Origin of the sequence: Pandoraea oxalativorans (assembly GCF_000972785.3) — a bacterium.
Lineage (GTDB): Bacteria > Pseudomonadota > Gammaproteobacteria > Burkholderiales > Burkholderiaceae > Pandoraea > Pandoraea oxalativorans.
Genome location: NZ_CP011253.3, coordinates 4,838,047 through 4,860,949, shown reverse-complemented (window position 1 = coordinate 4,860,949; position 22,903 = coordinate 4,838,047). Strand labels below are relative to the sequence as shown.

Below are 22,903 nucleotides of genomic sequence, written 5' to 3'. Positions count from 1 at the left end.
CAAGGCGTCCACCATGAACGACACGTCCCGCACTGCACTCGCTTCCTCGTCGCGCCGCCAGTGGCTCAAGGGCGTGTCGCTCGCCGCAGGTAGCCTGCTGATCCCGATTTCAGCGTCGTGGTTGACGAGCCCCGAGGCGCGCGCAGCCGACGCGGCTGACGGTCATCTCGTCGAGATCAACGACTGGATTCGCATCGATGCCGACGGCACGACTGTGCTCGGCCTCTCGCAGTGCGAAGTCGGGCAGGGCGTATACACCGGTTTGCCGCAGGTGTTGGCGGACGAACTGGATGCAGACTGGCGACGCGTGCGTGTCGAGTTCGTGACCGCGCGCGACGCTTACCGCACCGCCGCCGCGAACGAAGCGTTGCAGCAGTTCGTCGGTGCTTCGATGTCGGCGACGCTGTTCTACGAGCGACTGCGGATTGCCGGAGCGCAGGCGCGCGAGGCGCTTGTGGTCGTGGCGGCCCGCCGGTTCGGCGTTCGCACGACCAACTGTGTGACGCGTGACGGACGCGTGATGCATCCGCAGTCGGGCCGCTCGCTCGGCTATGGCGAACTGGTGGCGGAAGCCGCGAAGCTGCCCCTCAATCCGCATCCGCGCCTGAAGAACGAGGCCGCGCATTCGCTGATCGGCCGCGCGGTCCCTCGTCTCGATACGCCGTCGAAGGTCGACGGCTCGGCCGTCTTCGGCATCGACGTGAAGGTGCCGGACATGCTCATCGGCGCCATTCTCATGGCCCCGACGTCGGGCGGCACGCCGCTGTCGGTGCGCAATCGCGATGAGATCAAGGCGCGCAAAGGCGTGCACGACGTGGTGCTGGCGAAGGACGCTGTCATCGTCGTGGCCGACGATTACTGGCGTGCGAAGAAAGCCTGCGATGCGCTCGACGTCGAATGGAAAGCCGGTCCCGCCGCCGACAGCACGACGATCATGGCGCAGCGTCGTGAAGCACTGATCAAAGCGAAGGGGGGTGTCGCCACGAACATCGGCGACGCGCCCGCACTGATCGTCGCGGGCGGCAAGGTGGTGACGGGCGAATATCACACGCCCTACATCGTGCACGCGACGATGGAGCCGGTGAATGCCACCGTGCACGTGCGCCGCGACAAAGGCGAAATCGAAGTGTGGGGCCCGATTCAGGGGCAGGACAAAGTGCGCTGGGCGCTGGGCGGCATCTTCAAGCTGCCGCCTGAAAAGGTCACGGTGCATACGACGTTCCTCGGCGGCAGCTTTGGCCGCAAGTACGTCCCCGACTTCGTGATTCATGCGGCTGTCGCGTCGGCGGCCGTGGGTCGCCCCGTCAAAGTGATCCGCTCGCGTGAGGACGATATCCGTCACGGCTTCTACCGGCCCTGCGCATCGGGACGCTTCCAGGCCGTGCTCGGTGACGACGGTCTGCCCAAAGCCATGCACCTGCGTGTGGCGGGGCAGTCCATGTACAACGTCATCAAGAAGGATCACTACGAGAAGGCCGGTTACGACGAGACCATGCTCGACGGCCTCTACGACCTGGTCTACGCCGTACCGAATCTGCGCGTCGAGGGCATCGACGTGCCGCAACCGAACATTCCCGTGAGCTTCATGCGCTCGGTCGGTTCGACGTCGAGTGTGTTCTTTCTCGAGAGCTTCATCGACGAGATGGCGGACGCCGCGGGCATCGAGTCGATTGAGTATCGCAAGCGTTTGCTGAAGCACGATCCGCTCGCCACGCGTGTCGTCGAAGAGACGGAGAAGGCAGCCGGATGGCGGACGAAGGCGAAAGCGGGCGTACATCGTGGCTTCGGCTACTGCACCTACACGGGACGCGGCGCAGCGTTCTCCACGTACGTCGCCGTCGCGGTGGAACTGCGTGTCGTGGGCGATCGCTTCAAGATCGAACGTGTGGTGTGCGGCGTCGGCTGCGGTCGCGCGATCAATCCGAGCCTTATCCGCGCGAACATCGAAGGCGGCATCGGCTTCGCGTTGACGAACACGTTCAAGAGTCAGATCACGTTTGCGAACGGCGGCGTCGAACAGAGCAACTTCGGCGACTACCCGCTGCTGTATCTCGTGGAGATGCCCAAAGTCGAAACGGTGATTCTGCCGAGCGATCGTCCGCCGCAGGGCTGTGGCGAAGTGTCGCTGCCGCCGATGGCACCGGCGGTCGCACAGGCGATTCGTCGCGCGACGGGCGTGCGGCCGCGTTCGATGCCGTTGCCGCAAACGGTGACCGAAGCGCGCGCGCTACGTCAGGCGGCCGCGATTGACGATATCGGCAAGGGGCGAGGGTAATGGACGGGATCGATGCCGAGGTGCTGGACGCCATCGCGCGCTGGCAGTCGCAGGGCGACGACGTGTTGCTCGCGACCGTCGCCCGCACGTGGGGCTCCGCACCGCGGCCGGTCGGCGCGATGATGGCGCTCACCGCGCGCGGACGCGTCGCCGGATCGGTCTCGGGCGGCTGCATCGAGGACGATCTGCTCGCGAAGGTCGCACGAGGCTTTCGTCCGGGATTGCGTCCCCATGTGCAGACGTACGGCCTCAGTGCCGACGAAGCGCACCGGTTCGGTCTGCCGTGCGGTGGCACGCTGGAACTCGTCATCGAATGCGTCACGCCGCGTAGCGCACTCGACGCGATGCGCTCGGCCATCGCGGCCGGACGTCTCGGAGTTCGCGAACTCGATCTGCGCACCGGACAGGCGCGCGTGCGCGGCGTCGGTCAACCGGCGGCGTTCGCCTATACGCCGACGCGGCTGTCGGTCCCGTTCGGGCCGCGCTGGCGAATCATCGTGATCGGCGACGGACAACTCACGCAGCATCTCGTGCACATGGCGTTGCCGCTGGGCTACCAGATCGTGATCTGCGACCCGCGCGACATTCACGATCATCGCGACGCCGCGCACGAGACGTCTCCTCACGTCACGCGCACGAAGGAGATGCCGGACGATCTCATCGTGCGCCTGCGTCCCGATGGAAATACGGCGATCGTGGCCCTCACGCACGATCCCAAACTCGACGACATGGCGCTGCTCGAAGCGCTGAAGTCCGAGGCGTTCTATGTCGGTGCGATCGGCTCGCATCGCAATCAGGCCTCGCGCCGCGAGCGGCTGGCGATGTTCGATCTGAGCACCGCGCAAATCGAACGATTGCATGGGCCTGTCGGCTTGCCGCTCGGCTCGCGCACGCCGCCCGAGATTGCGCTGGCGATTCTGGCGCAGATGACGGCGTTACGTAATGGTCTCCGGGCGGGTGTCGACGTGTCGTCATCGTCGTCCGGACTTGCGGCATCGAGGCGGAGAACACCGACCATGCACGCCGCCTGACATCGCAATCCTCCCCGATATGGCATTGACCCGAAGCGCGCTTGCCCGGCATGGCGGCATGGCGGTGTAAGGGCGTGCCGTACCCGCAGTAGATGGCCGAAGTGTAGTTCGTAGTCCAATATAAATAAGGGAATGTCATGAAACGCAAGGTTTGGATGGCAATGGCACTGACGCTCGCAGCAGGCGGCGTCAAGGCGGACGGGTTGCAGATCTACGGGATTCTCGACAACAGCGTCGAATATCTCAGCAACGCCGGTGTCGGCGCGAACGGCAGCAAGCAATCGGTCGTGCGCGCGAGCAATGGATCACAGGTGCAGAACCGCTTCGGCTTCAAGGGGTCGGAAGACCTCGGCGGTGGCCTCAAGGCCATCATGCAACTGGAGTCCGGTTTCAACCTGAACAACGGCGTGTTACAGCAGGGCGGGCGGATGTTCGGTCGTCAGGCCTACGTGGGGTTGCAGAACGAATGGGGCGCGCTGACCGTTGGCCGTCAGAAGAATCTGATTTACGACGCGTTCCTCGAACTCGACCCGCTCGGCTATTACAGCTATGCGTTGCCCGCACTCGACGCGCAGTTCGCGGGCAAGGCGGACAACTCGATCAAGTACGCAGGCAACTTCAACGGTTTCAAGGTCGCGGGGTTGTTTTCGACGGGCTATGACGCCACCATCGCCAACGGCGGGCAGGTGGCGGGCGAGTGGCGCGTGGGCAAGGAATACAGCGTGTCGGTGGGTTACGCCAACGGGCCGCTGAATGCCTCGCTCGTGTACGACCAGCAGCAGGGCACGGCCATCGCGACGCAGGGAAAGACGACCCAGCGCGTGGCCGCTGGTGCGAGTTACGCAATCGGCAACTTCAAGCCCTACGTCGGTTATCAGTGGTATCTGAGCAATGTGCCGGGGGTGGCTGCACGTAACGAGTTGTACTTCGCCGGGTTGCAGTACCGTCCGGTGACGGAGGTGATTCTTTCGGGTGCGATCTTCTACAACAACATTACGTCGACGAATCAGCATCCGTATCTGCTGGCGGCGAATGCCGCTTATCTGCTGTCCAAACGCACGCAGCTATTTGCCGAAGTCGGCTTCTCGCGTAACCAGAACGGCTCGAATCTGGGCGTGGCCGGTTACGGCATGAGCATCGTGCCGGGCAGCAATCAGCTCGGCGTGGCGGTGGGGCTGTCGCATTACTTCTGATCCGGCGACTGCGGTGCAAAAAAATAGGACACCCGGGGGTGTCCTATTTTTCATCGATCTCATCGATGGATGCCCGGTGAGGGCATCGCGAGCGGTGCTTAGTGACGGAAGTGGCGCGTGCCCGTCATCAGCATGGCAACGTTGCGTTCGTCGGCCGCGGCGATGACTTCGTCGTCGCGCATCGAGCCGCCCGGGTGGATCACGCAGGTCGCGCCTGCATCGACCACCACGTCGAGGCCGTCACGGAACGGGAAGAAGGCGTCCGACGCCACGGCCGAACCGTTCAGCGACAGACCGGCGTTTTGCGCCTTGATGCTGGCGATGCGGGCCGAGTCCACACGGCTCATCTGACCGGCACCCACGCCCAACGTCATGCCGCCGGCGCAGAACACGATGGCGTTCGACTTGACGTACTTCGCCACGCGCCATGCGAACAGCAGGTCTTCCATTTCCTTCGGCGTCGGGTGACGCTTCGTGACCACGCGCAGTTCATGCGGTGCCACGTTCTTCGCGTCGGTCGACTGGACGAGCAGACCACCGCCCACGCGCTTGAAGTCGTACTGGTTCACGCCGTTTCCATCATTCGCCATCGGGACTTCCAGCAGACGCACGTTCTGCTTGGCGGCAAACACTTGCTTGGCAGCGTCGGTGAACGACGGCGCGAGCAGCACTTCCACGAATTGCTTGGCGACGGCTTGCGCAGCCGCTTCGTCGACCTCGCGGTTGAAGGCGATGATGCCGCCGAAGGCCGACGTCGGATCCGTCTGGAATGCCTTGGCATAGGCTTCGGCGGGCGACGCGGCCACGGCCACGCCGCACGGGTTCGCGTGCTTGATGATGACGCAAGCCGGGGCTTCGAACGTCTTCACGCATTCCCACGCAGCGTCGGCGTCGGCGATGTTGTTGTACGACAGTTCCTTGCCCTGCAACTGACGATAGTTCGCCAGCGCGCCTTGCGGCGTGACGATGTCGCGGTAGAACGCGGCGCTCTGGTGCGGGTTCTCGCCGTAGCGCATGTCCTGCACCTTGGTGTACGCGAGGTTCAGCGTCGCCGGGTAGGCCGAGCGCTCGTCGTGACGCAGCGACTCGCCGAGGCTCGTCAGATAGTTCGTGATCGCGCCGTCGTACTGGGCGGTGTGAGCGAACACCTTGGTCGCCAGACGGAAGTTCGTGGTGTAACCGACGGTGTTGCCGTTCGCCTTCATTTCGTCGAGCACCACGGCGTAGTCGGCCGGGTCGACGATGACCGTGACGTCGCGATGGTTCTTCGCGGCCGAGCGCAGCATGGTCGGGCCGCCGATATCGATGTTCTCGATGGCGTCTTCGAGCGAGCAGTCGTCCTTGGCAACGGTCTGAACGAACGGGTACAGATTCACGACGAGCAGGTCGATCGTCGGAATGCCGTGCGTGTCGAGAGCCGCCATGTGCTCGGGCAGATCGCGACGCGCCAGAATGCCGCCGTGAACCTTCGGATGCAGCGTCTTCACGCGCCCGTCGAGCATTTCCGGGAACCCGGTGTAGTCGGCCACTTCGGTCACTTTCAGACCGGCGCCAGCCAGCAATTTGGCGGTGCCGCCGGTGGAGAGAATCGACACGCCTTGGGCGGCGAGCGACTTGGCGAAGTCGACGATGCCGGTCTTGTCGGAGACGGAAATGAGAGCTTGCTTGATCATGACGGACGGTAGTGAAGCGGCAAAAACGAGCGGTTAAACAGGTAGCGCGGATGGGCCGGGGCGGCCAGGGCAGCGGATGGCGCTGCCGCAGCCGCAGCCCTTACAGCAGGCCGTGCTGCTGCAACTTCTTGCGCAGCGTGTTGCGGTTGATTCCCAGATATTCCGCGGCGAGCGACTGGTTGCCGTCGGCCTTGCCGAGCACGAACTCGAGCAGGGGTTTTTCGACGACGGAAACGACCATATCGTAGACATCATGTGGCCGTGCGCCGTCCAGATCCCGGAAATACATATCCAGACTGTCGCGCACAGATTGTTCTATGTTTGCTTTGCTCATGCGGCTAATAGCTCCCTCGGAGATTCTTGTTCATAGCAGAGGCGGTCCGAGTGCACCTTCTGCTCTTCGAAAAACGCGTTGACCGCAGCCAACTGTTCCTGCGTGGTGTCGAGCGTATTCATACGCTGGCGGAACGTGGCTGCCCCCGGCAGGCCACGCGAATACCACGCGATGTGCTTCCGCGCGGTCCGTACACCGGTGTACTCCCCGTAGAACTCGTAATGGTCCACGAGGTGTTCGTTCATGATCTGCTGGATCTCGTCGACGCGCGGCGGCAAGGCGATCTCGCCCGTCGTGAGAAAGAGTTCGATGTCGCGAAAGAGCCACGGGCGCCCCTGCGCCGCGCGGCCGATCATGATGGCATCTGCGCCCGTGACTTCGAGCACGTGCTTCGCCTTCTGCGCCGACGCGATGTCGCCGTTGGCCACCACCGGGATGCGGGCGGCGGCCTTCACGGCGGCAATGGTCTCGTACTCGGCATCGCCGTGGTACAGGTCGGCGCGCGTGCGGCCGTGCACGGTCAGCATGCTGATGCCGCAATCCTCGGCGATACGCGCCACCGTGAGCGCGTTCTTGTGTTCGCGGTCCCAGCCCGTGCGAATCTTCAGCGTGACGGGTACGACGTCGCCGACGGCACCCACGACCGCGGATACGATGCGGGCGACCAGCGGCTCGTTCTGCAACAGCGCCGATCCGGCGGCAACGTTACAGACTTTCTTGGCCGGGCAGCCCATGTTGATGTCGATGATCTGCGCACCGCGCTCGACGTTGTAGCGTGCGGCTTCGGCCATCATCTCGGGGTCGGCTCCGGCGATCTGCACCGAAATCGGGGCCACTTCACCCGCGTGATTCGCGCGACGCATCGTCTTCTCGCTCTTCCACAACTGCGCGTTGGACGCCACCATTTCCGACACGGCATAGCCCGCCCCCAGCCGTTTGCACAACTGGCGGAACGGCCGATCCGTCACACCCGCCATGGGGGCGACGAACAGGTTATTGCGGAGTTCGTGGGGGCCGATACGCACGATGAAGGGGAAAAGCCGGAAAAAAGATCGCTATTTTACTGCGAAAACCGGCCCTCGTCGCCTAAAAAATGTGCAAAGTGCCGGACGGGCCTGCCGGGGCCGTATCGGAAAGACTTCGCGCGACGCCGGGAGAAGGGCTTGAGAACGCCGGAAACGCCGGAAACGCCGGAAACGCCGGAAACGCCGGAAACTCCGAAAACGCCGGATTAGCCGCGCTGGCCGAACATCATCTGCCGAGCGAAAGCGGTTTTGAGCGGAGGAACGAGGTCGAGGCTGGCCAGCGCCATGCCGCGCGCGAGGGCGACCGGTGCGGCATCGATGCCAAAGAGGCGAGGCAGCAGATCGGTGATGCGGATCGTAAGCCCGCGGTCCGCGCGTCGGCGGCGGGCGAAGGCGGCCAGTGCGGCCGGACCTGCTACGCCTTGATGCGCCGCACCGGCGCGGACATGGCGAACGAGGCTGTCGGCAAGGTCGAAGGCGTCACGCAAACCGAGGTTCAGGCCCTGACCGGCGACGGGGTGAAGCGTCTGGGCCGCATTGCCGATGGCCGCGACGCGGCCGTCGACCACCTGACCCAGGGCGTTCAGACCGAGCGGGAAGCCCGCGCGTCCGGTAATCGAGGTAAAGCGGCCCATGCGGTCGCCGAATGCCTTGTGCAGCTCGGTGAGGAACTGGGCGTCGTCCAATGCGCGGCGGCGACTGGCCTCGGCGTTCGAGCAGCACCACACCAGCGCGTAGCCGTTTTCCTGCGGGAGGAGCGCTATCGGACCGTCGGACGTGAAACGCTCCCAGGCCCAGCCGACGCGCGGACGCTCGCACGTCACGAAGCCCACCAGGGCCGTCTGACCGTAGTCGCGGGTGCGCGGCCGCGCTATCTGCCCTTCGAATAATCCGCCTTCGGCGTTGACGGCGAGGGTGGCATGCAGCGTGTACGCGTGATCGTCGCCCGCGCCTTCTAGCGTGAGCGTGACCTGCTGGGTGTCCTGACGTAGCGCGATGGCGCGATACGGGCGGAAGTGGTGCAGTCCCGGCGCGTCGCTGTCGAGCACGCTGAGCGCGCACGCCTGCGACGCATGCTCGACGCGCGTCGGTAGCTGTGCCGTCGCGGTATCGAGCGCACGCATGAGCGCACCGTAACGCACCACGTAGCCGAGGGCAGGCACGCCGTGATCGAGATAGTCGATCTCGGTGCTGCCGAAGCGTTGCGCCTGCGAGACGTGAATGTGCCGGATCGGCGTGCTCGGCAGCGCGCTCCGCGCATTCGCATCGCGCGGCCAAGCGCCCGCGCGCGCGAGAATTTCGCGGCTGCCGTGTGACAGCGCGAGCGTGCGCGGGTCGTCGTAGCTGGCTTGCGCGCCGCGTGCGTCCACCAGCGCCACGCGCAAATGCGGTGCGCGCTGCGCGAGCAACAGGGCGAGCGCCGTGCCGACCGGACCGGCGCCCACGATGGCGACGTCGAAACGCGCGGCAGGCCGTTCGGTCGCTGCGCGCTTCTCGGAAACGTCGGAAATCCCGGAGGTGCCGGAAATGCCGGAAGCCTGTGCGTTCGTCATCAGCCGTAAGTCCGTGACGCGTCAGCCGCGCATCAGCGCTTCGATTTCGTCGGCATCGACCGGCACGTCGCGCGTGAGCAGCGTGCAGCCGTCGGCGGTCACGACCGCGTCGTCTTCGATACGAATGCCGATGTTCCAGTAACGCTCGTCGATGTCCGGTCCCGGGCGCACGTAGATGCCCGGCTCGATGGTCGTCACCATGTTGGCGGCCAGCGTGCGCCACGGACGCTCGCCGTTCGGCCCGTCTTCCCGGTACTCGCCGCAGTCGTGCACGTCCATGCCGATCCAGTGGCCGGTGCGGTGCATATAGAAGCGGCTGTAGGCCTTGTTGGCGATGACGTCGTCCAGACTGCCTGCGGTGTCGCGCTTGAGCAGGCCCGTGTCGAGCATGCCTTGCGCAAGCACGCGAACAGCGGCTTCGTGCGGGGCATCGAAGCGTGCGCCAGCGCGTGTGGCGTCGATGGCGGCTTGCTGCGAGGCCAGCACGATGTCGTAAAGCTCGCGCTGAGCCGATGTGAACTTGCCGTTGGCAGGGAACGTGCGGGTAATGTCGGAGGCGTAGCCGTCGAGTTCGCAGGCGGCGTCGATCAGCACGAGATCGCCGTCGCGTAGCTCGGCATCGCCCGCGCGATAGTGCAGCACGGTGGCGTTCGCGCCGGTCGCGACGATCGAGCCGTACGCCGGGAATTGCGAACCGTTGCGGCGGAATTCATACAGCAGCTCGGCTTCGAGATGGTATTCGCGCAGGCCGACTCGCGACGCCTTCATGGCGCGCACGTGTGCGTCGGCAGAAATCTTGCCGGCGCGGGCCATGATGTCGAGTTCGGTGCTGTCCTTGATCAGACGCATCTCGTCGAGAATCCCGCGAATGTCGCGCGCGGCCGACGGTGCCGACACGCCGGTGCGACTCTGCGCACGCACGGCGTTCAGCCAGTGACGCACCTGACGGTCCTGCTGCGCCGATGCCCCCAGCGCGTAGAACAGGGCGGCGGCGTCGGCCAGCAATTGCGGCAGGCGCGTGTCGATTTCGTCGATGGGGTAGGCGGCGTCGAAGCCGAAGGTCTCGCGCGCGGCCTCCGGGCCGAAGCGATAGCCGTCCCAGATCTCCCGCTCTTCGTTCTTCGCGCGGCAGAAGAGAATCGAATGCCCCGTGCGGCTGTCGAGGACGACGACCGCTTCCGGCTCCATGAAACCCGACAGGTAATAGAAGTAGCTGTCGTGGCGATACGGATAGTCGCTGTCGCGGTTGCGCGGCACTTCCGGCGCCGTGGGCAGGATGGCGACGCCGCCACCGGCCTTGCGCATCTGTTCGATGACTCGCTCGCGGCGGGCACGGTACGGGGAATCAGACATCGCGGGCTCCATTTCGGGATATGGGTTCGGGTTCAGACGTATTCACTTGCGTTCACGCGATTCTACTGCCGGGCGAGCGGGCGTGCCCGGCGCGCACTTCGGCGTCCAGTGCATCGAGCTGCGCCGGGGTGCCGACGTTTTCCCAAACGCCGTCGAAGCGCTCGCCGCTCGCGTTTCCTGCGGCAATCGTGCGCTGGTACAGCGGCGTGAGCGCCATGCGCGTGCCCGGGGCGATGCCGTCGAACAGACGCAGGTCGTACAGTGCGATGTTGCCGAACGTGAGCGCTTCGGCCGACGCGGGCGCGGCGTCGCGCAGGAACAGACGGCCTGCCGTGTCGAGCGCGAAGTCGCCCGTTGGATGAAAGGCCGGGTTGGGCACCATCACCAGATGCATGCCCGGCGCGGGTTGCGCGGCGAGACGCTCGGCCTGCGCGCGAAGCGTGGCGTAATCGAAGTCGGTAAAGATGTCGCCCGAGACCGCCAGAAACACGTTCCCGGCCCCTTCGAGCAGCGCACGCGCGTGGGCGATGCCGCCGGCCGTCTCCAGCGCTTCGGCTTCGGCCGAGTACGCCAGATGCACGCCGAAGGCGCTGCCGTCGCCAAGGGTCGCTTCGATCTGCGCGCCCAGCCAGGCATGATTGATCACGATCTGCGTGACACCGGCGCGGGCCAGCGCTTCGATCTGCCACACGATGATCGGCTTGCCGCCGACGGTGAGCAGCGGCTTGGGCGTCGCGTCGGTGAGCGGACGCATGCGCTCGCCGCGTCCGGCCGCGAAAATCATCGCTTTCATGGGCGATGCCTCAGAACGTGTAGCCGACGTCGACCTGCTGGCCGGTCAGCTCGTCGAGCAGCTTCGCCAGCGGACGCAGCGGCGCATAGCGGTCGGCGACCTTGCGCGCGTAGTCGAGAAAGCGTGGCGTGTCGGCGAGGTAGCGGGGCTTGCCGTCGCGATAGTTGATGCGCGCGAAGATGCCGAGCACCTTGAGGTGACGTTGCAGTCCCATCCATTCGGCCTGACGGTAGAACTCGCCGAAGTCGGCGTCGACCGGCAGACCGGCCTTGCGCGCCCGTTCCCAGTAATAGGCGAGCCAGTCGAGTTGACGTTCTTCGTCCCAGCTAAGGAACGCATCGCGCATGAGCGAGATGACGTCGTAGGTCAGCGGGCCGTAGACGGCATCCTGAAAATCGAGAATGCCCGGGCCGGTGGTGCCCGGCAGGCCCGGCATCAGATTGCGGGGCATGTAGTCGCGATGCACGAAGACTTTCGGCTGTGCGAGCGCGCTGTCGATGAGCAACTGATTGATGCGATCGAGCGTAGCGCGCTGCGACTCGCTCAGTTCGACCTTCAGATGCTTGCCGATATACCAGTCGGGGAACAGATCGAGTTCGCGCTTGAGCAAGGCGGTGTCGTAGGCGGGCAGCACGTCGGTGCGCGAGTTTTTTTGCCAGACGATCAGCGCGTCGAGCGCGTCGCGCATCAACGGGCGGGCGTTGTCTTCGGTGAGGACGTCGAGATACGTTTCGCGCCCCAAATCGGTGAGCAGCAGGAAACCCTGCGCGAGATCCTCGGCCAGCACCTTCGGCGCTTGCAGGCCGGCCTCCTCCAGCAACTGCGCCACGTGCACGAAAGGACGGCAATCCTCTTGCGGGGGCGGCGCGTCCATCACGATCAGGCTCGGATGCGCGGGGGCGTGGCTGCCAATGCGGAAGTAGCGTCGGAAGCTCGCGTCGGCCGATGCCGGCGCCCAGTTCGCCATGTCGAGCGAAAACTCGGAGGACAGACCGGAGAGCCAGTGATGAAGGGCTTGCAGGCGGGGATCGGAGGTGTTCAAGAGTTCGCTGGAAGCGTTGGAAACACGCGCGGAGGTGCTGGGTTGTGCGGTCATGGTGGGGGCCGTAAACGTCTTGCCATATAATACCCGATCATGTTTTCCCGACGCCCTGTTTCTCGACCTCGATCGACCATCCCGAATGTCCCGGTGAAGCCGGCTGGACAAGCGGGATTGGCTGCCCGCAAGCGGCGCCACGATTGTCTCGCTGTTTGCGTACATGCCGGATAAACAAGTTCATACGAATGAAGTCTCGTCGGTGCGGCGCATGATGCGCACGCGACGCAAGCCACTGGCGCTGCTGCTCTCCCTGCCGGGAGTGTGGTGTTCGCTCGCCGGTGCTCAGGAAGCCCCCCCGCCCGATATCGCCAAGAGCGACGGTCTCGTATTGCGCACGGTGCGAGCGCTCGTCGACAACCCGCTCGCGGGTGGTGACGATGTGCCGATGTATGTGCGCGGCATGGCCCTCACTGGCCGAACCAACGTAGATGCCACGGTCGACGGCGATGCCGAAGCGCGCAAGTACCGCTCGTTCGTGAAAGGCGATCGCCTGACTTACGATCAGGACACGGACGAAGTGGTGGCGCACGGCAACGCGCGTCTGTCGCAGGGCGGTAATCTGTTTGTCGGCCCCGAAGCGCATATGTATACGGGCGCGGGTGACGGCTATATGCTCACGCCGACCTACCGCCTCATGTCCGGCGGCGGCGGCAAGTCGGAGCGCGCCGACATCGAAGCCAACAATGTCGTAACGCTGCAACGCGGCACGTACTCGGGCTGCGCAACCTGTACGGAAGACGGCAAGACGCCTGCGTGGTACATCAAGGCGTCCGAATTCGAGTTCGATCAGGAACAGCAGGAAGGCACGGTGTATAACGGCATTCTGTTCTTTCAGGGCGTGCCGATTCTCGCCAGCCCGTATTTGTCGTTCCCGACGTCCAACGAGCGCCGCTCCGGCTTCCTCGCGCCGACGTTCACGCAGTCAAGCCGAACCGGCTTCGAACTGGCCACGCCGTACTACTTCAATATCGCACCAAACCGCGATCTGACGATCACCCCGCGCATCATGACCAAGCGCGGCGTGATGGGCGTAGGCGACTTCCGCTACCTGGAGCCGACATACTCCGGTCTGTTCCACATCGAATACCTGCCGAAAGACCGTGTGACGGGCGACGCCCGCTACACGTTCACATGGCAGCACAGCCAGGCGCTCGGCTATGGTGTGAACGCCTACGTTAACTTCACGAAGGTTTCGGACGATACCTACCCGGACGATTTCGGCTCCGGCACGAACTTCCAGACCGGTGTGCAGCGCGTGTATAACCGCGAAGCGGGCCTCACCTGGAGTTACGGCGACTGGTCGTTCCTCGCGCGTGTGCTGAAGTATCAGGTGCTCTCGCCCACGGCGCCGCAGTACGAGTCGGTGCCGGAACTCTCGGCGACGTATAACAAGCTGGATTTCCACGGCTTCGATTTCACGATGCCGATCCGGTACAACCGCTTTCAGATCGCGTCGTGGACGGGCCAGCCGAACGGCGAGCGTATCTACGCGCAGCCAACGCTGAGCTACCCGATTCTGACGCCGGGTTACTTCATCGTCCCGAAGGTCATCTTCAACGCCGCGGCGTATAACGTCGACTATCCGAACGGCTCGACGATGCAGTCGTCGATCACGCGCACGGTGCCGACGGTCAGTCTCGATACAGGATTGACTTTTGAGCGTCCGCTGACGCTGTTCGGCACGGCGATGAAGCAGACGTTGGAACCGCGCTTCTTCTACGTCTACACGCCGTATCGCAATCAAAGCTCGATCCCGATTTTCGACAGTGCGGTCGCCGACTTTAACCTCGCGGAAATTTTCAGCGAAAACTCGTTCATCGGCGTCGACCGCATTCAGGATGCGAACCGTGTCACCGCCGCGCTGACGTCCCGCCTGATCGATGCCGAGACCGGCGTGGAGCGCGGGCGCGTCTGGTATGCGCAGCGCTACAACATTCAGCAGTCGCGCGTGACGATGCCGGGCGGTGTGCCTGAAGACGCCGGGGTGTCGGACTTCCTGGTGGGCGGCTCGGCCCTGCTGTATTCGAACATCACATTCAGCACCGCCGTGCAGTACAGCCCGAGCACGTCGCAGTTCAACCGGTCGGACGTCGGTGTGACGTGGCGTCCGGGCGAGCGCAAGGTGTTCAACCTGTATTACCGCTACCTGCGCAACCCGCCCCCGGTCGTGGGCCAGACCGCATTGACCGTCACGCCGATCAACCAGATCGAACTTTCGGGGCAGTGGCCGATCACACCGCGATTCGGCATTGTGGGCCGTCTGAACTACAGCATTACGGACAAGACGTTCATCGATGCCCTGGCGGGTTTCGAGTATGATGCCGACTGCTGGGCCTTCCGGATTGGGCTCCAGCGCTATGCGACCAACGCCACCACGACAACTTCGCGCGTCTTCGCGCAGTTGGAGTTGAAGGGCTTGACCAAGTCGGGCAACAGCGCCACAGAAGCCTTCAAGGTCGGGGTGCCGGGTTACCAGCCGCCGCCGACGAACCAGATTCCTTCTCGATTCAGCAACTATGAATGACATGTTTGTGAAGCGTGCCTCGCTGCTGGCGGGCCTGTGTCTTGCCGCCGGGGTGGCGGCGGCGCAGCCGGCACCGGTCAGCGCCAAAGCCGCAGGTGCACCCGCGTCGTCCGCCCGTGCCGTCGATTCCATCGTCGCCGTGGTCAACGATAGCGTGATCACCCGCAAGGAGCTCGACACGCGTATCGAGGAGGCCAAGCATCAACTGACGCTCGCCAAGCGCCCGATCCCGGACGCCGATCTGTTGCAGCGTCAGGTGCTCGAACAGATGATCGTCACGCAGGTGCAGCTTCAGCGCGCCAAGGAAAGCGGCATTGTCGTGAAGGACGCCGACGTCGAACAGGCCTTGCAGCGCATCGCCGCCGACAACCGTCTGAGCGTCGATCAGTACAAGGCGCGTCTGGCCCAGGCCGGTGTGCCGTGGGACGCCTTCCGCAAGGAAGTGCGCGAGCAGATCATCATGGCGCGTCTGCGCGATCGCGAAGTGGACAGCCAGGTGCAGGTGAGCGACTCGGAAATCAACGCCTACCTCGCCGCGCAGCGTGGCGCCAATGCCGCACCGGCGGAGACGGAATACCGCCTGAGCGAGATTCTCGTGAAGCTGCCGGACGGCGCGACGCCGGACCAGATCAACGCAGCGCAGAAGAAGGCGACCGAGGCGCTGGACAAGGCGAAGGCCGGTGGCGATTTCGCGGCGTTGGCAAAGCAGTATTCGGATGCTTCCGATGCCGCCAGCGGTGGCGACATGGGCTTCCGCATTCCCGAACGTATTCCCGATCTGTATCTCAATCAGATACAGAAGCTGCAAGCGGGTACCGTTGTGCCGCAAGTGCTTCGCAGCAACAACGGTTTTCACGTCATCAAACTGGTTGAGACGCGCAAGCAGGGCGGCGATCAGGGCATGACTGTGCCGCAGATCCACGCGCGTCACATCCTGATTCGCGTGGGCGACGGTGTCTCGGAAGCGCAGGCGCGTCAGAAGCTGCTCGACATCAAGGCGCAGATCGAAGCAGGCAAGGGCGACTTTGCCGACTTCGCGCGTCAGGTGTCGGTGGACGGCTCCGCCTCGCAAGGTGGCGATCTCGGCTGGATTTCGCCGGGCGAGACGGTCCCCGCATTCGAGCGCGCGATGTCCGAACTCAAGGACGGTCAGATCAGCGATCCGGTGCGTTCGGAGTATGGCTATCACCTGATTCAGGTGCTGGGCCATCGCGAATCGCAGGTCTCGGGCGATCAGGAACGTAATCTCGCCATGCAGGAATTGCGCGGTCGCAAGGCCGAACAGCAGTACCGTGACTGGCTGCAGCAACTGCGCGACAGCGCTTACGTCGACTATCGCCTGAGCAACGCGCAGCAGTGAGCATGAGTTCCAACCGGTCCTTCCTCCTCGCCATCACCACCGGTGAACCGGCGGGGGTCGGGCCGGAGTTGACGGTGCAGGCGCTGGTGAAGTGCTTCTCCGCACCGGCACCGGTAGCGCCCTCCGCCACCGCGTTCGCGACCTCTTCCCCCGATCCGTCGTTGGCCAACTGCCGCTTTGCCGTACTCGGCGACGCGTCGTTGCTCGCCGCACGCGCGCAAGCCGTCGGGCTCGGCGACGCCTGGCAGGCACTGCTCGATAGCGGGCGCGTGCACGTGTCGCACCATCCGCTCGCTGCCGCCGTGACGCCGGGTCAGCTCGACGCCGCCAACGGGCGCTACGTGCTGGCGCTGCTCGACGACGCCATCGACGGTGCCATGGTCGGCACGTATGACGCGATCGTGACCGCGCCGTTGCAGAAGAGCACGATCAACGACTGCGGCGTGGCTTTCACCGGACACACCGAGTATCTGGCCGAGCGCACGGGCACGCCGCGTGTCGTGATGATGCTCGCCGGCGGCGGGTTGCGTGTGGCCCTCGCGACCACGCATTTGCCGCTCGCGCAGGTACCCGACGCAATTCGTCGCGACGATCTGCTGCAAACGCTCGTCATCCTCAATCAGGATCTGATGCGTCACTTCGGGGTGACACGCCCGCGTATTCTCGTGACGGGGCTCAACCCGCACGCCGGTGAATCCGGCTATCTCGGGCGCGAGGAGATCGACGTCATTACACCCGCGCTCGACGACGCGCGCGCTGCCGGTATCGATGCACGCGGTCCCTATCCCGCCGACACGCTGTTTCAGCCGCGTCATCTCGAAGGTGCCGATGCGGTGCTCGCGATGTACCACGATCAGGGCTTGCCGGTGCTCAAATACGCGAGCTTCGGCGCGGGCGTGAATATCACGCTGGGACTACCGATCGTCCGGACGTCGGTCGATCACGGCACGGCGCTCGACCTCGCGGGCACGGGGCAAGCCGAGAGCGGCAGCCTGCTCGAAGCGCTGCGCACCGCGGCGACGATGGCGGCGAACGCCGCGTTACATGCGTCGACAGCCGCACAATTGACCGCCGGCGCGGGCGTCGATCCGCACGCCACGCCGCCGCGTTCCTAAGGAATTTCACATGAGTAGCGCATCGAAGCGCACGGGCGTCCAACAGGGCCACGTGGCGCGCAAACGTTTTGGTCAGAACTTTCTCGTCGACATGGGCGTGATCGATTCGATCATCAGCGCCATTTCGCCGCGCACCGACGACCTGATGGTCGAAATCGGGCCGGGCCTTGGCGCGCTGACGACCCCGCTCACCGAGTGGCTGGCGCATCTGCACGTAGTGGAACTCGACCGCGACCTGGTCGCGCGTCTGACGCGCAAGTTCGGCGAGCGCGTGAGCGTGCACGCTGGCGACGCCCTCGACTTCGATTTCGGTGCGCTCGTCCCGGAAGATCGTCGCGACGAAGCACCGCTGCGCATTGTCGGCAATCTGCCGTACAACATCTCCAGCCCGCTGCTGTTCCATCTGATGCGTTACGCCGCGCTCGTGCGCGACCAGCACTTCATGCTGCAGGACGAAGTGGTCGAGCGCATGGTGGCCCCGGCCGGTTCAAGCAACTACAGCCGCCTGTCGGTCATGCTTCAGTACCGCTACTGGATGGACAAGGTACTGCACGTGCCGCCTGACGCTTTCAATCCGCCGCCGAAAGTCGATTCCGCTGTGGTGCGGATGATCCCGCGTGCCGTGGCCGATCTGCCGCAGGTCGATCTCGACGTGTTCGAGGCGGTGGTGGCGCAGGCGTTTTCGCAGCGACGCAAGATGCTGCGCAACACGTTGCACAGCTACCGCGATCGTGTCGATTTCGACGCGCTCGGCTTCGACCTCACGCGTCGTGCCGAAGATGTGCCGGTCGACGAATACGTCAACCTGTCGCGCGCGATCAGCGGCGTCGGTTCACAAGGCTGATTCCGGCGAAGACGAGGACGACGGCACAGCCAAAGCGCCAGCCGACCGATTCGCCGAGAATCAGCACGCCGAACGTCACCCCGAACAGCGGGCTGAGGAACGAAAAGGACGCGAGCCGGGCGGCGCTGTACCGTGTGAGCAACCAGAACCAGATCAGATAGCTCGCGAAGGCCACCCCGATGGATTGGTAGACGAGACTGATCCAGACGGTCGACGTCATCGGTCCGATGTGCACATTCCCCGTTGCGAGCGCCAGTGCACACAGCAGGACCGCCGAGACGGCCAACTGGTACAGCAATGTCTTCGACGGTGCGGCGCTCGCCAGACGCGAGGCTCGCACGACGACCGTCGTCATCCCCCAGAAGACGCCGGCCAGAATGGCCAGCAGATCGCCGGGCCACGTGCTGGCCAGATCCGCGCCGCTGCCGTCCGAGAACGCCACCGCGATACCGCAAAACGCGATGACCATGCCGAGCCATTGCATGGGTCGCAGCCGTTCGTTGGGCACCGTCCAGTGCAGTCCGATCGCGGTGAAGCAAGGGGCCGAGTACAGAAAGACGGCCATGCGCGACGCGCTCGTGTGCGTGAGGCCGACGAAGATGCAGAGGAATTCGAGCGAAAACAGCGCACCGGCGAGAATGCCGGCGGGCAGCGTGCCGTCGCCGGTGATCAGGCGCTGACGCCGCCACAGCATCCACGCACCGACAAGCACTGTCGCCACGACGGAGCGCAGTCCGGCCTGCAAGACGGCGGGCACGACCGGCACCGCCAGTTTGACGGCGACCTGCTGGCCTCCCCAGACCATACACAGCCCCAGCATGATGGCGAGCGCTGTGGCATCGATCGGACGCGGTGTGGTTTTCATGGAATTAATTCGGATGACGATGCATCGTGGGCACGACGCGCAGAAGCGGTCATTGTCACCGATCCTGATACTCAACGCATCAAATCGGTGCCGCCAACGCGGGTCATCTTTATCGACGTTCGTTCGTCTGTTCGGGTGTGATTGTCGCATCACGCGGGACAATATGTCCCCCTCTCGCCCGTTTATTGCGCTCCGTCGCACCTATACAATGCTCCGCGAGGCGGCTCTCGTTCTTCGTCGAACAACGCCGCAGTCATCGCTCAGCCATCGATTTCACCGTACTCCGCTTCAGATTTAGCACGCACGTATGTACAAGAAAGGTTCTGCCGTCGAATTGCAGTTTTCCCCGTCACGACTCAACGATGGCGCTGGCGATCCTTACTGGGTCGATCTCACGCGCGACGAAGCGCAGGCGCTGCTCGATGCACTGCAAGTGCATCTGAGCCGTCCGGCGACCGATGCCTCGGGCACCGAATCCCCGATGATCTTTACGTTGCTGGATCCGGGCGCGACGAAGACGTCCGATACGTCGGATACGCTCAATGACGACGGTGCGGCAACGTTTTCGCAGGACGAGACGACAAGCGCCCCGGACGCGGCGTCGCGCCAGTGGGTCTGTGTGATTTGCGGATGGATTTACGACGAAGCGGTGGGGTATCCGGAGGACGGCATTGCCCCGGGCACGCGCTGGGAAGATGTGCCGCACGACTGGCGTTGCCCGCTGTGCGACGTGGGTAAGGAGGACTTCGCGATGGTGGAGTGCTAACGCGTCGCATGTGCCGAAAAAACGACGGCCGCCCTCGGGCGGCCGTCGTCACATCAGGCAGCGAGCGAGTCCTGCGAATCGTGCAGGCGTTTGGCTTACAGATCGCCCTTGCTCGAATGCTTCTGGATCAGCTCGATCTTGTAGCCGTCCGGATCTTCCACGAAGGCGATGACCGTGGTGCCGCCCTTGACCGGGCCCGCTTCGCGCGAGACTTTGCCGCCTGCGGCGCGGATCGTGTCGCACGCCTTGTAGGCGTCGTCGACTTCGATCGCCAGATGGCCAAACGCGGTGCCGATCTCGTACTTTTCCACGCCCCAGTTGTACGTCAGTTCGAGGACGGTGTTTTCCGACTCGGCACCGTAGCCGACGAACGCCAGCGTGTACTTGTACTCGGGGTTCTCGCTCTGACGCAGCAGTTGCATGCCGAGCACGCGCGTGTAGAAATCGATCGAGCGCTGCAGGTCGCCGACGCGCAGCATGGTATGGAGCATTCGCATGGTGTTTTCAGTGTGGGGACAACGAGAACTCGATTGTACCCGCGACCATGAAAATGAACATCATTCATGTTGCGTTGAGAAATTTTTTCCTTGAGACGTAGCGTATTGCGACATTCGCTCAGAACTCAGGCAACCACTCGGGCGCGTGCGACTTGAGCGTATCGCGCGCGGCTTCGAATTCCGGGAAGATCGACGCCACGGCTTGCCAGAAGCGTGGACCGTGGTTCATCTCCTTCAAATGCGCCAGTTCGTGCGCCACGACGTAGTCGATCACGCCCAGCGGGAAGTGGATGAGCCGCCAGTTCAGGCGAATGCGTCCGTCGGCACTGCAACTGCCCCAGCGGGTCGTCGCCGACGACAGCCCGAGCGCGGAGTAACGCACGCCCAGGCGCTCGCCGTAGACGTCGAGGCGCGACGTGAAGAGCTTGCGCGCTTCCTGTTGCAACCAACCTTGCACTCGGTCGCGCATCTGTTCGGAGGCGGCCTGCGGCGGCAGATCGAGCCACAGCGTGTGCGTGTGGATGTCGTACTGCGCGGCGCCCGAGCGTCCGCCAAGGCGGACCGTCAGCGTGTGGCCCAGATAGGGCAGCGATGCGCCGTCGATCCACGTCACACGGGGAATCACCCGGCGCGCGGCGCGTTCGCGGAATTCGGCGATCTTGCTGAAGATCCAGCGCTTCTTCTCGACGACGGCGGCTTCCACGTCCGCAATCGTGACCCAGCGCGGGGCGGTCACGGCCAGCCCCGATTCATCGATCATGAAGCCGATGGTCCGGCGCGAGGAGCGCTTGAAACGGTAGTAGAGCGCGTGACCGTCGAGCATGATGACGCGCTCGCCCGGCGTCGGCGCGCGACGCGGCCCGGCGCCCGGGGCGAGCGACGCGGAATCGCTTGCGGTGGCGGGAGAGGCAACGGTGTGGATGGGCGTGCCGGTCGTGGCAGGCGCACTCGAAGCTAAAGGGGCGTCGGTGGCGACACCGTTGGCCTCGGCAGCGGGGCTGCCGAACAAATCGAGTTCCATCTGGGGTGCAGGGGTCTCATGCCGGGAGCGGCTATCGCGTGTGGCGGGTTGGGCTTTCGACATGAGACGGTCTCGCGTGGGGCGCAGTCAGGTCCGGGGTGTGGCGTCGGAGGTGTCAGACGCGCTCGCCCTCGGTTTCGACGTGTAGGCGGCGGGGTCGATACGTATCATCTCGCGCTCGATCCACTCGGCGACATCGGCGTTGACGGCTTCGGCCGTGCGGCCTGCCGTCTCGATGACCGGACCGATCGAGACGATTACTTCCCCGGGAAATTTCATAAACGAGTTGCGCGGCCAGACACGTCCGGCATTGTGCGCAATCGGCACGACCGGCGCACCGGTTGCGGTGGCCAGACGCGCGCCGCCCGACTTGTATTTGTTACGCGAACCGGTTTTCGTGCGCGTGCCTTCCGGGAACATGATGATCCACGACCCTTCCGACAGACGCTCGCGCCCTTGCTTCACGACCGATGCGAAGGCATCCGTGCCCTTGCGGCGATCGATGTGAATCATGCTCAGCAGGCCCAGCGCCCAGCCGAAGAAAGGCACGTACAGCAACTCGCGTTTGAACACGTAGCACAGCGGGCGCGGCATCAGCGCGGGCAGCGCTACCGTCTCCCACGCCGATTGGTGCTTGGACAGAATGATCGCCGGTGTCTGCGGCAGGTTCTCCCAGCCGATCACGCGATAGCGCATGCCGCACAGCTTGTCGCCGACACGCGTCACGACCTTGCACCAGCCCACCGCGAACCAGTAGCGCTGCACGCGCGACAGGAACGGGAACGACAGGATGCACGCGATGGCGTACGGAATCGTCCAGACGATCTGGAAGATGAAGAAGAGAATCGAGCGAAGTTGCAGCATGGGGTTCGGGCCTGGGATCGATCGTCTTCGCGATGTTTGCGCGTGACCACGTCATAGTACGCGCGGCGGGGCGGCAGTTCAGCGAAGGCTGGGCGGTCGTTGTTCGGGGGCGAGCGTGAGGTTACGCGTCCTTGTCGGCAAGCAGATCGTTGACGAACGCCGCCAGACTATCGTGCACGCGCGTGCCTTCGGGCAGGTTGCCTGCGGCGAGCGTCTTCTTGCCCTTGCCGGTGAGCACCAGATGCGGCAGCGCACCCACGGCCGCAGCCGCCTGAAGATCGCGCAGCGAATCGCCCACGGCCGGAACACCGGTCAGGTCGACTTCGTAGCGTCGCGCGATTTCCTGGAACAGACCGGGCTTGGGCTTGCGGCAGTCGCAGGCATCCACCGAGGTATGCGGACAGAAGAACACGGCGTCGATGCGTCCGCCGGCGGCCGCCGCCAGCTTCGACATCTTCGCGTGCATCGCACCGAGCGTCGCCATGTCGAAAAGACCGCGCCCCACGCCCGACTGGTTCGTCGCGACGACCACGCGGTACCCGGCCTGATTGAGCCGACCGATGGCCTCGAGACTGCCGGGCAGCGGTACCCACTCGTCCGTCGACTTGATGAATTGATCCGAGTCGGCGTTGATCACGCCGTCCCGGTCGAGAATCACGAGTTTTCGGGCGGCGGGGCCGGGGGTGCGATCTTTGCGCGAATCCATGAGTGGCTCAGT

The 22,903-nt window shown here is 64.4% G+C and carries 20 protein-coding genes; 8 read left to right on the top strand and 12 right to left on the bottom strand.

What is annotated here, in order from left to right; genetic code table 11:
- Nucleotides 1–13: 13 nt before the first annotated feature.
- The 3 genes from MB84_RS21395 (at nt 14) to MB84_RS21385 (ending at nt 4,499) form a co-directional block, all read left to right on the top strand.
- Nucleotides 14–2,275: a xanthine dehydrogenase family protein molybdopterin-binding subunit gene (locus tag MB84_RS21395; protein ID WP_084010078.1), complete on the top strand. Its 2,262-nt coding sequence runs from the start codon at nt 14–16 to the stop codon at nt 2,273–2,275.
- Complete coding sequence (locus MB84_RS21390; protein WP_046289813.1) at nt 2,275–3,306, top strand: XdhC family protein; 1,032 nt, start codon at nt 2,275–2,277, stop codon at nt 3,304–3,306. Before MB84_RS21395 ends, MB84_RS21390 begins: the two co-directional genes overlap by 1 nt.
- A 137-nt stretch (nt 3,307–3,443) precedes the next feature.
- Nucleotides 3,444–4,499 (top strand): porin, encoded by a 1,056-nt coding sequence (locus MB84_RS21385; protein ID WP_046289812.1) that lies wholly within the window; start codon nt 3,444–3,446, stop codon nt 4,497–4,499.
- 98 nt (nt 4,500–4,597) lie between these two features.
- Here the strand turns inward: MB84_RS21385 and purH are convergent, their stop codons facing one another.
- The 7 genes from purH to MB84_RS21350 all read right to left on the bottom strand — a co-directional run bounded on the left by purH (nt 4,598) and on the right by MB84_RS21350 (nt 12,326).
- The gene (gene purH / locus MB84_RS21380; RefSeq protein WP_046289811.1) at nt 4,598–6,172 is read right to left on the bottom strand and encodes a bifunctional phosphoribosylaminoimidazolecarboxamide formyltransferase/IMP cyclohydrolase; all 1,575 of its coding nucleotides are present in this window, start codon (nt 6,170–6,172) and stop codon (nt 4,598–4,600) included.
- A 100-nt stretch (nt 6,173–6,272) separates the two neighbouring features.
- Nucleotides 6,273–6,506 (bottom strand): Fis family transcriptional regulator, encoded by a 234-nt coding sequence (locus tag MB84_RS21375; RefSeq protein ID WP_039393174.1) that lies wholly within the window; start codon nt 6,504–6,506, stop codon nt 6,273–6,275.
- Nucleotides 6,503–7,483, bottom strand: a complete 981-nt coding sequence (gene dusB, locus MB84_RS21370) for a tRNA dihydrouridine synthase DusB (protein WP_046289810.1) — start codon at nt 7,481–7,483, stop codon at nt 6,503–6,505. Before dusB ends, MB84_RS21375 begins: the two co-directional genes overlap by 4 nt.
- A 254-nt stretch (nt 7,484–7,737) precedes the next feature.
- Nucleotides 7,738–9,084: a UbiH/UbiF/VisC/COQ6 family ubiquinone biosynthesis hydroxylase gene (locus MB84_RS21365; protein ID WP_084009918.1), complete on the bottom strand. Its 1,347-nt coding sequence runs from the start codon at nt 9,082–9,084 to the stop codon at nt 7,738–7,740.
- A 21-nt stretch (nt 9,085–9,105) separates the two neighbouring features.
- Complete coding sequence (locus MB84_RS21360) at nt 9,106–10,437, bottom strand: aminopeptidase P N-terminal domain-containing protein (protein ID WP_046289809.1); 1,332 nt, start codon at nt 10,435–10,437, stop codon at nt 9,106–9,108.
- A gap of 52 nt (nt 10,438–10,489) precedes the next feature.
- The gene (gene murU, locus MB84_RS21355) at nt 10,490–11,230 is read right to left on the bottom strand and encodes an N-acetylmuramate alpha-1-phosphate uridylyltransferase MurU (RefSeq protein WP_046289808.1); all 741 of its coding nucleotides are present in this window, start codon (nt 11,228–11,230) and stop codon (nt 10,490–10,492) included.
- A 10-nt stretch (nt 11,231–11,240) separates the two neighbouring features.
- Nucleotides 11,241–12,326: an aminoglycoside phosphotransferase family protein gene (locus MB84_RS21350; protein ID WP_084009917.1), complete on the bottom strand. Its 1,086-nt coding sequence runs from the start codon at nt 12,324–12,326 to the stop codon at nt 11,241–11,243.
- A gap of 211 nt (nt 12,327–12,537) precedes the next feature.
- Between MB84_RS21350 and MB84_RS21345 the strand changes: the two genes are divergently transcribed.
- The 4 genes from MB84_RS21345 to rsmA are packed head-to-tail and all read left to right on the top strand — an operon-like array spanning nt 12,538 to nt 18,172.
- A complete protein-coding gene (locus MB84_RS21345) occupies nt 12,538–14,853 on the top strand; it encodes an LPS-assembly protein LptD (RefSeq protein ID WP_169835033.1) in 2,316 nt (771 codons plus the stop codon).
- Nucleotides 14,846–16,213 carry a peptidylprolyl isomerase gene (locus tag MB84_RS21340; protein ID WP_052652656.1) on the top strand — a complete coding sequence of 456 codons (1,368 nt, stop codon included), beginning with the start codon at nt 14,846–14,848 and terminating at the stop codon, nt 16,211–16,213. Before MB84_RS21345 ends, MB84_RS21340 begins: the two co-directional genes overlap by 8 nt.
- A gap of 2 nt (nt 16,214–16,215) precedes the next feature.
- Nucleotides 16,216–17,328, top strand: a complete 1,113-nt coding sequence (pdxA, locus tag MB84_RS21335; RefSeq protein WP_046289805.1) for a 4-hydroxythreonine-4-phosphate dehydrogenase PdxA — start codon at nt 16,216–16,218, stop codon at nt 17,326–17,328.
- A 10-nt stretch (nt 17,329–17,338) separates the two neighbouring features.
- Nucleotides 17,339–18,172 carry a 16S rRNA (adenine(1518)-N(6)/adenine(1519)-N(6))-dimethyltransferase RsmA gene (rsmA, locus tag MB84_RS21330; protein WP_046289804.1) on the top strand — a complete coding sequence of 278 codons (834 nt, stop codon included), beginning with the start codon at nt 17,339–17,341 and terminating at the stop codon, nt 18,170–18,172.
- Here rsmA and MB84_RS21325 read toward each other — a convergent pair.
- Nucleotides 18,147–19,037: a DMT family transporter gene (locus tag MB84_RS21325; RefSeq protein WP_046289803.1), complete on the bottom strand. Its 891-nt coding sequence runs from the start codon at nt 19,035–19,037 to the stop codon at nt 18,147–18,149. The two genes, rsmA and MB84_RS21325, sit on opposite strands and share 26 nt — an antisense overlap.
- A gap of 307 nt (nt 19,038–19,344) precedes the next feature.
- On the opposite strand from MB84_RS21325, the gene MB84_RS29135 reads away from it, so the two are divergent.
- Nucleotides 19,345–19,803, top strand: a complete 459-nt coding sequence (locus MB84_RS29135) for a rubredoxin (RefSeq protein ID WP_084009916.1) — start codon at nt 19,345–19,347, stop codon at nt 19,801–19,803.
- A gap of 95 nt (nt 19,804–19,898) precedes the next feature.
- On the opposite strand, the gene gloA is transcribed toward MB84_RS29135, so the two are convergent.
- The 4 genes from gloA to gmhB all read right to left on the bottom strand — a co-directional run bounded on the left by gloA (nt 19,899) and on the right by gmhB (nt 22,891).
- On the bottom strand, nt 19,899–20,300 hold the full coding sequence (gene gloA / locus MB84_RS21315) for a lactoylglutathione lyase (RefSeq protein ID WP_046289802.1): 402 nt from the start codon (nt 20,298–20,300) through the stop codon (nt 19,899–19,901).
- A 118-nt stretch (nt 20,301–20,418) separates the two neighbouring features.
- Complete coding sequence (locus tag MB84_RS21310) at nt 20,419–21,384, bottom strand: M48 family metallopeptidase (RefSeq protein ID WP_425415875.1); 966 nt, start codon at nt 21,382–21,384, stop codon at nt 20,419–20,421.
- 24 nt (nt 21,385–21,408) lie between these two features.
- Nucleotides 21,409–22,185: a lysophospholipid acyltransferase family protein gene (locus MB84_RS21305; protein WP_046289800.1), complete on the bottom strand. Its 777-nt coding sequence runs from the start codon at nt 22,183–22,185 to the stop codon at nt 21,409–21,411.
- A 121-nt stretch (nt 22,186–22,306) separates the two neighbouring features.
- Nucleotides 22,307–22,891, bottom strand: a complete 585-nt coding sequence (gene gmhB, locus MB84_RS21300; RefSeq protein ID WP_046289799.1) for a D-glycero-beta-D-manno-heptose 1,7-bisphosphate 7-phosphatase — start codon at nt 22,889–22,891, stop codon at nt 22,307–22,309.
- Nucleotides 22,892–22,903: the final 12 nt, after the last annotated feature.

Excerpts from the sequence above, each read along its gene's own strand:
- MB84_RS21395 (WP_084010078.1), top strand. The coding sequence starts at position 14 with ATGAACGACACGTCCCGCACTGCACTCGCTTCCTCGTCGCGCCGCCAG.
- MB84_RS21390 (WP_046289813.1), top strand. The coding sequence starts at position 2,275 with ATGGACGGGATCGATGCCGAGGTGCTGGACGCCATCGCGCGCTGGCAG.
- MB84_RS21385 (WP_046289812.1), top strand. The coding sequence starts at position 3,444 with ATGAAACGCAAGGTTTGGATGGCAATGGCACTGACGCTCGCAGCAGGC.
- purH (WP_046289811.1), bottom strand. The coding sequence starts at position 6,172 with ATGATCAAGCAAGCTCTCATTTCCGTCTCCGACAAGACCGGCATCGTC.
- MB84_RS21375 (WP_039393174.1), bottom strand. The coding sequence starts at position 6,506 with ATGAGCAAAGCAAACATAGAACAATCTGTGCGCGACAGTCTGGATATG.
- dusB (WP_046289810.1), bottom strand. The coding sequence starts at position 7,483 with ATGGCGGGTGTGACGGATCGGCCGTTCCGCCAGTTGTGCAAACGGCTG.
- MB84_RS21365 (WP_084009918.1), bottom strand. The coding sequence starts at position 9,084 with ATGACGAACGCACAGGCTTCCGGCATTTCCGGCACCTCCGGGATTTCC.
- MB84_RS21360 (WP_046289809.1), bottom strand. The coding sequence starts at position 10,437 with ATGTCTGATTCCCCGTACCGTGCCCGCCGCGAGCGAGTCATCGAACAG.
- murU (WP_046289808.1), bottom strand. The coding sequence starts at position 11,230 with ATGAAAGCGATGATTTTCGCGGCCGGACGCGGCGAGCGCATGCGTCCG.
- MB84_RS21350 (WP_084009917.1), bottom strand. The coding sequence starts at position 12,326 with ATGACCGCACAACCCAGCACCTCCGCGCGTGTTTCCAACGCTTCCAGC.
- MB84_RS21345 (WP_169835033.1), top strand. The coding sequence starts at position 12,538 with ATGATGCGCACGCGACGCAAGCCACTGGCGCTGCTGCTCTCCCTGCCG.
- MB84_RS21340 (WP_052652656.1), top strand. The coding sequence starts at position 14,846 with ATGAATGACATGTTTGTGAAGCGTGCCTCGCTGCTGGCGGGCCTGTGT.
- pdxA (WP_046289805.1), top strand. The coding sequence starts at position 16,216 with ATGAGTTCCAACCGGTCCTTCCTCCTCGCCATCACCACCGGTGAACCG.
- rsmA (WP_046289804.1), top strand. The coding sequence starts at position 17,339 with ATGAGTAGCGCATCGAAGCGCACGGGCGTCCAACAGGGCCACGTGGCG.
- MB84_RS21325 (WP_046289803.1), bottom strand. The coding sequence starts at position 19,037 with ATGAAAACCACACCGCGTCCGATCGATGCCACAGCGCTCGCCATCATG.
- MB84_RS29135 (WP_084009916.1), top strand. The coding sequence starts at position 19,345 with ATGTACAAGAAAGGTTCTGCCGTCGAATTGCAGTTTTCCCCGTCACGA.
- gloA (WP_046289802.1), bottom strand. The coding sequence starts at position 20,300 with ATGCGAATGCTCCATACCATGCTGCGCGTCGGCGACCTGCAGCGCTCG.
- MB84_RS21310 (WP_425415875.1), bottom strand. The coding sequence starts at position 21,384 with ATGTCGAAAGCCCAACCCGCCACACGCGATAGCCGCTCCCGGCATGAG.
- MB84_RS21305 (WP_046289800.1), bottom strand. The coding sequence starts at position 22,185 with ATGCTGCAACTTCGCTCGATTCTCTTCTTCATCTTCCAGATCGTCTGG.
- gmhB (WP_046289799.1), bottom strand. The coding sequence starts at position 22,891 with ATGGATTCGCGCAAAGATCGCACCCCCGGCCCCGCCGCCCGAAAACTC.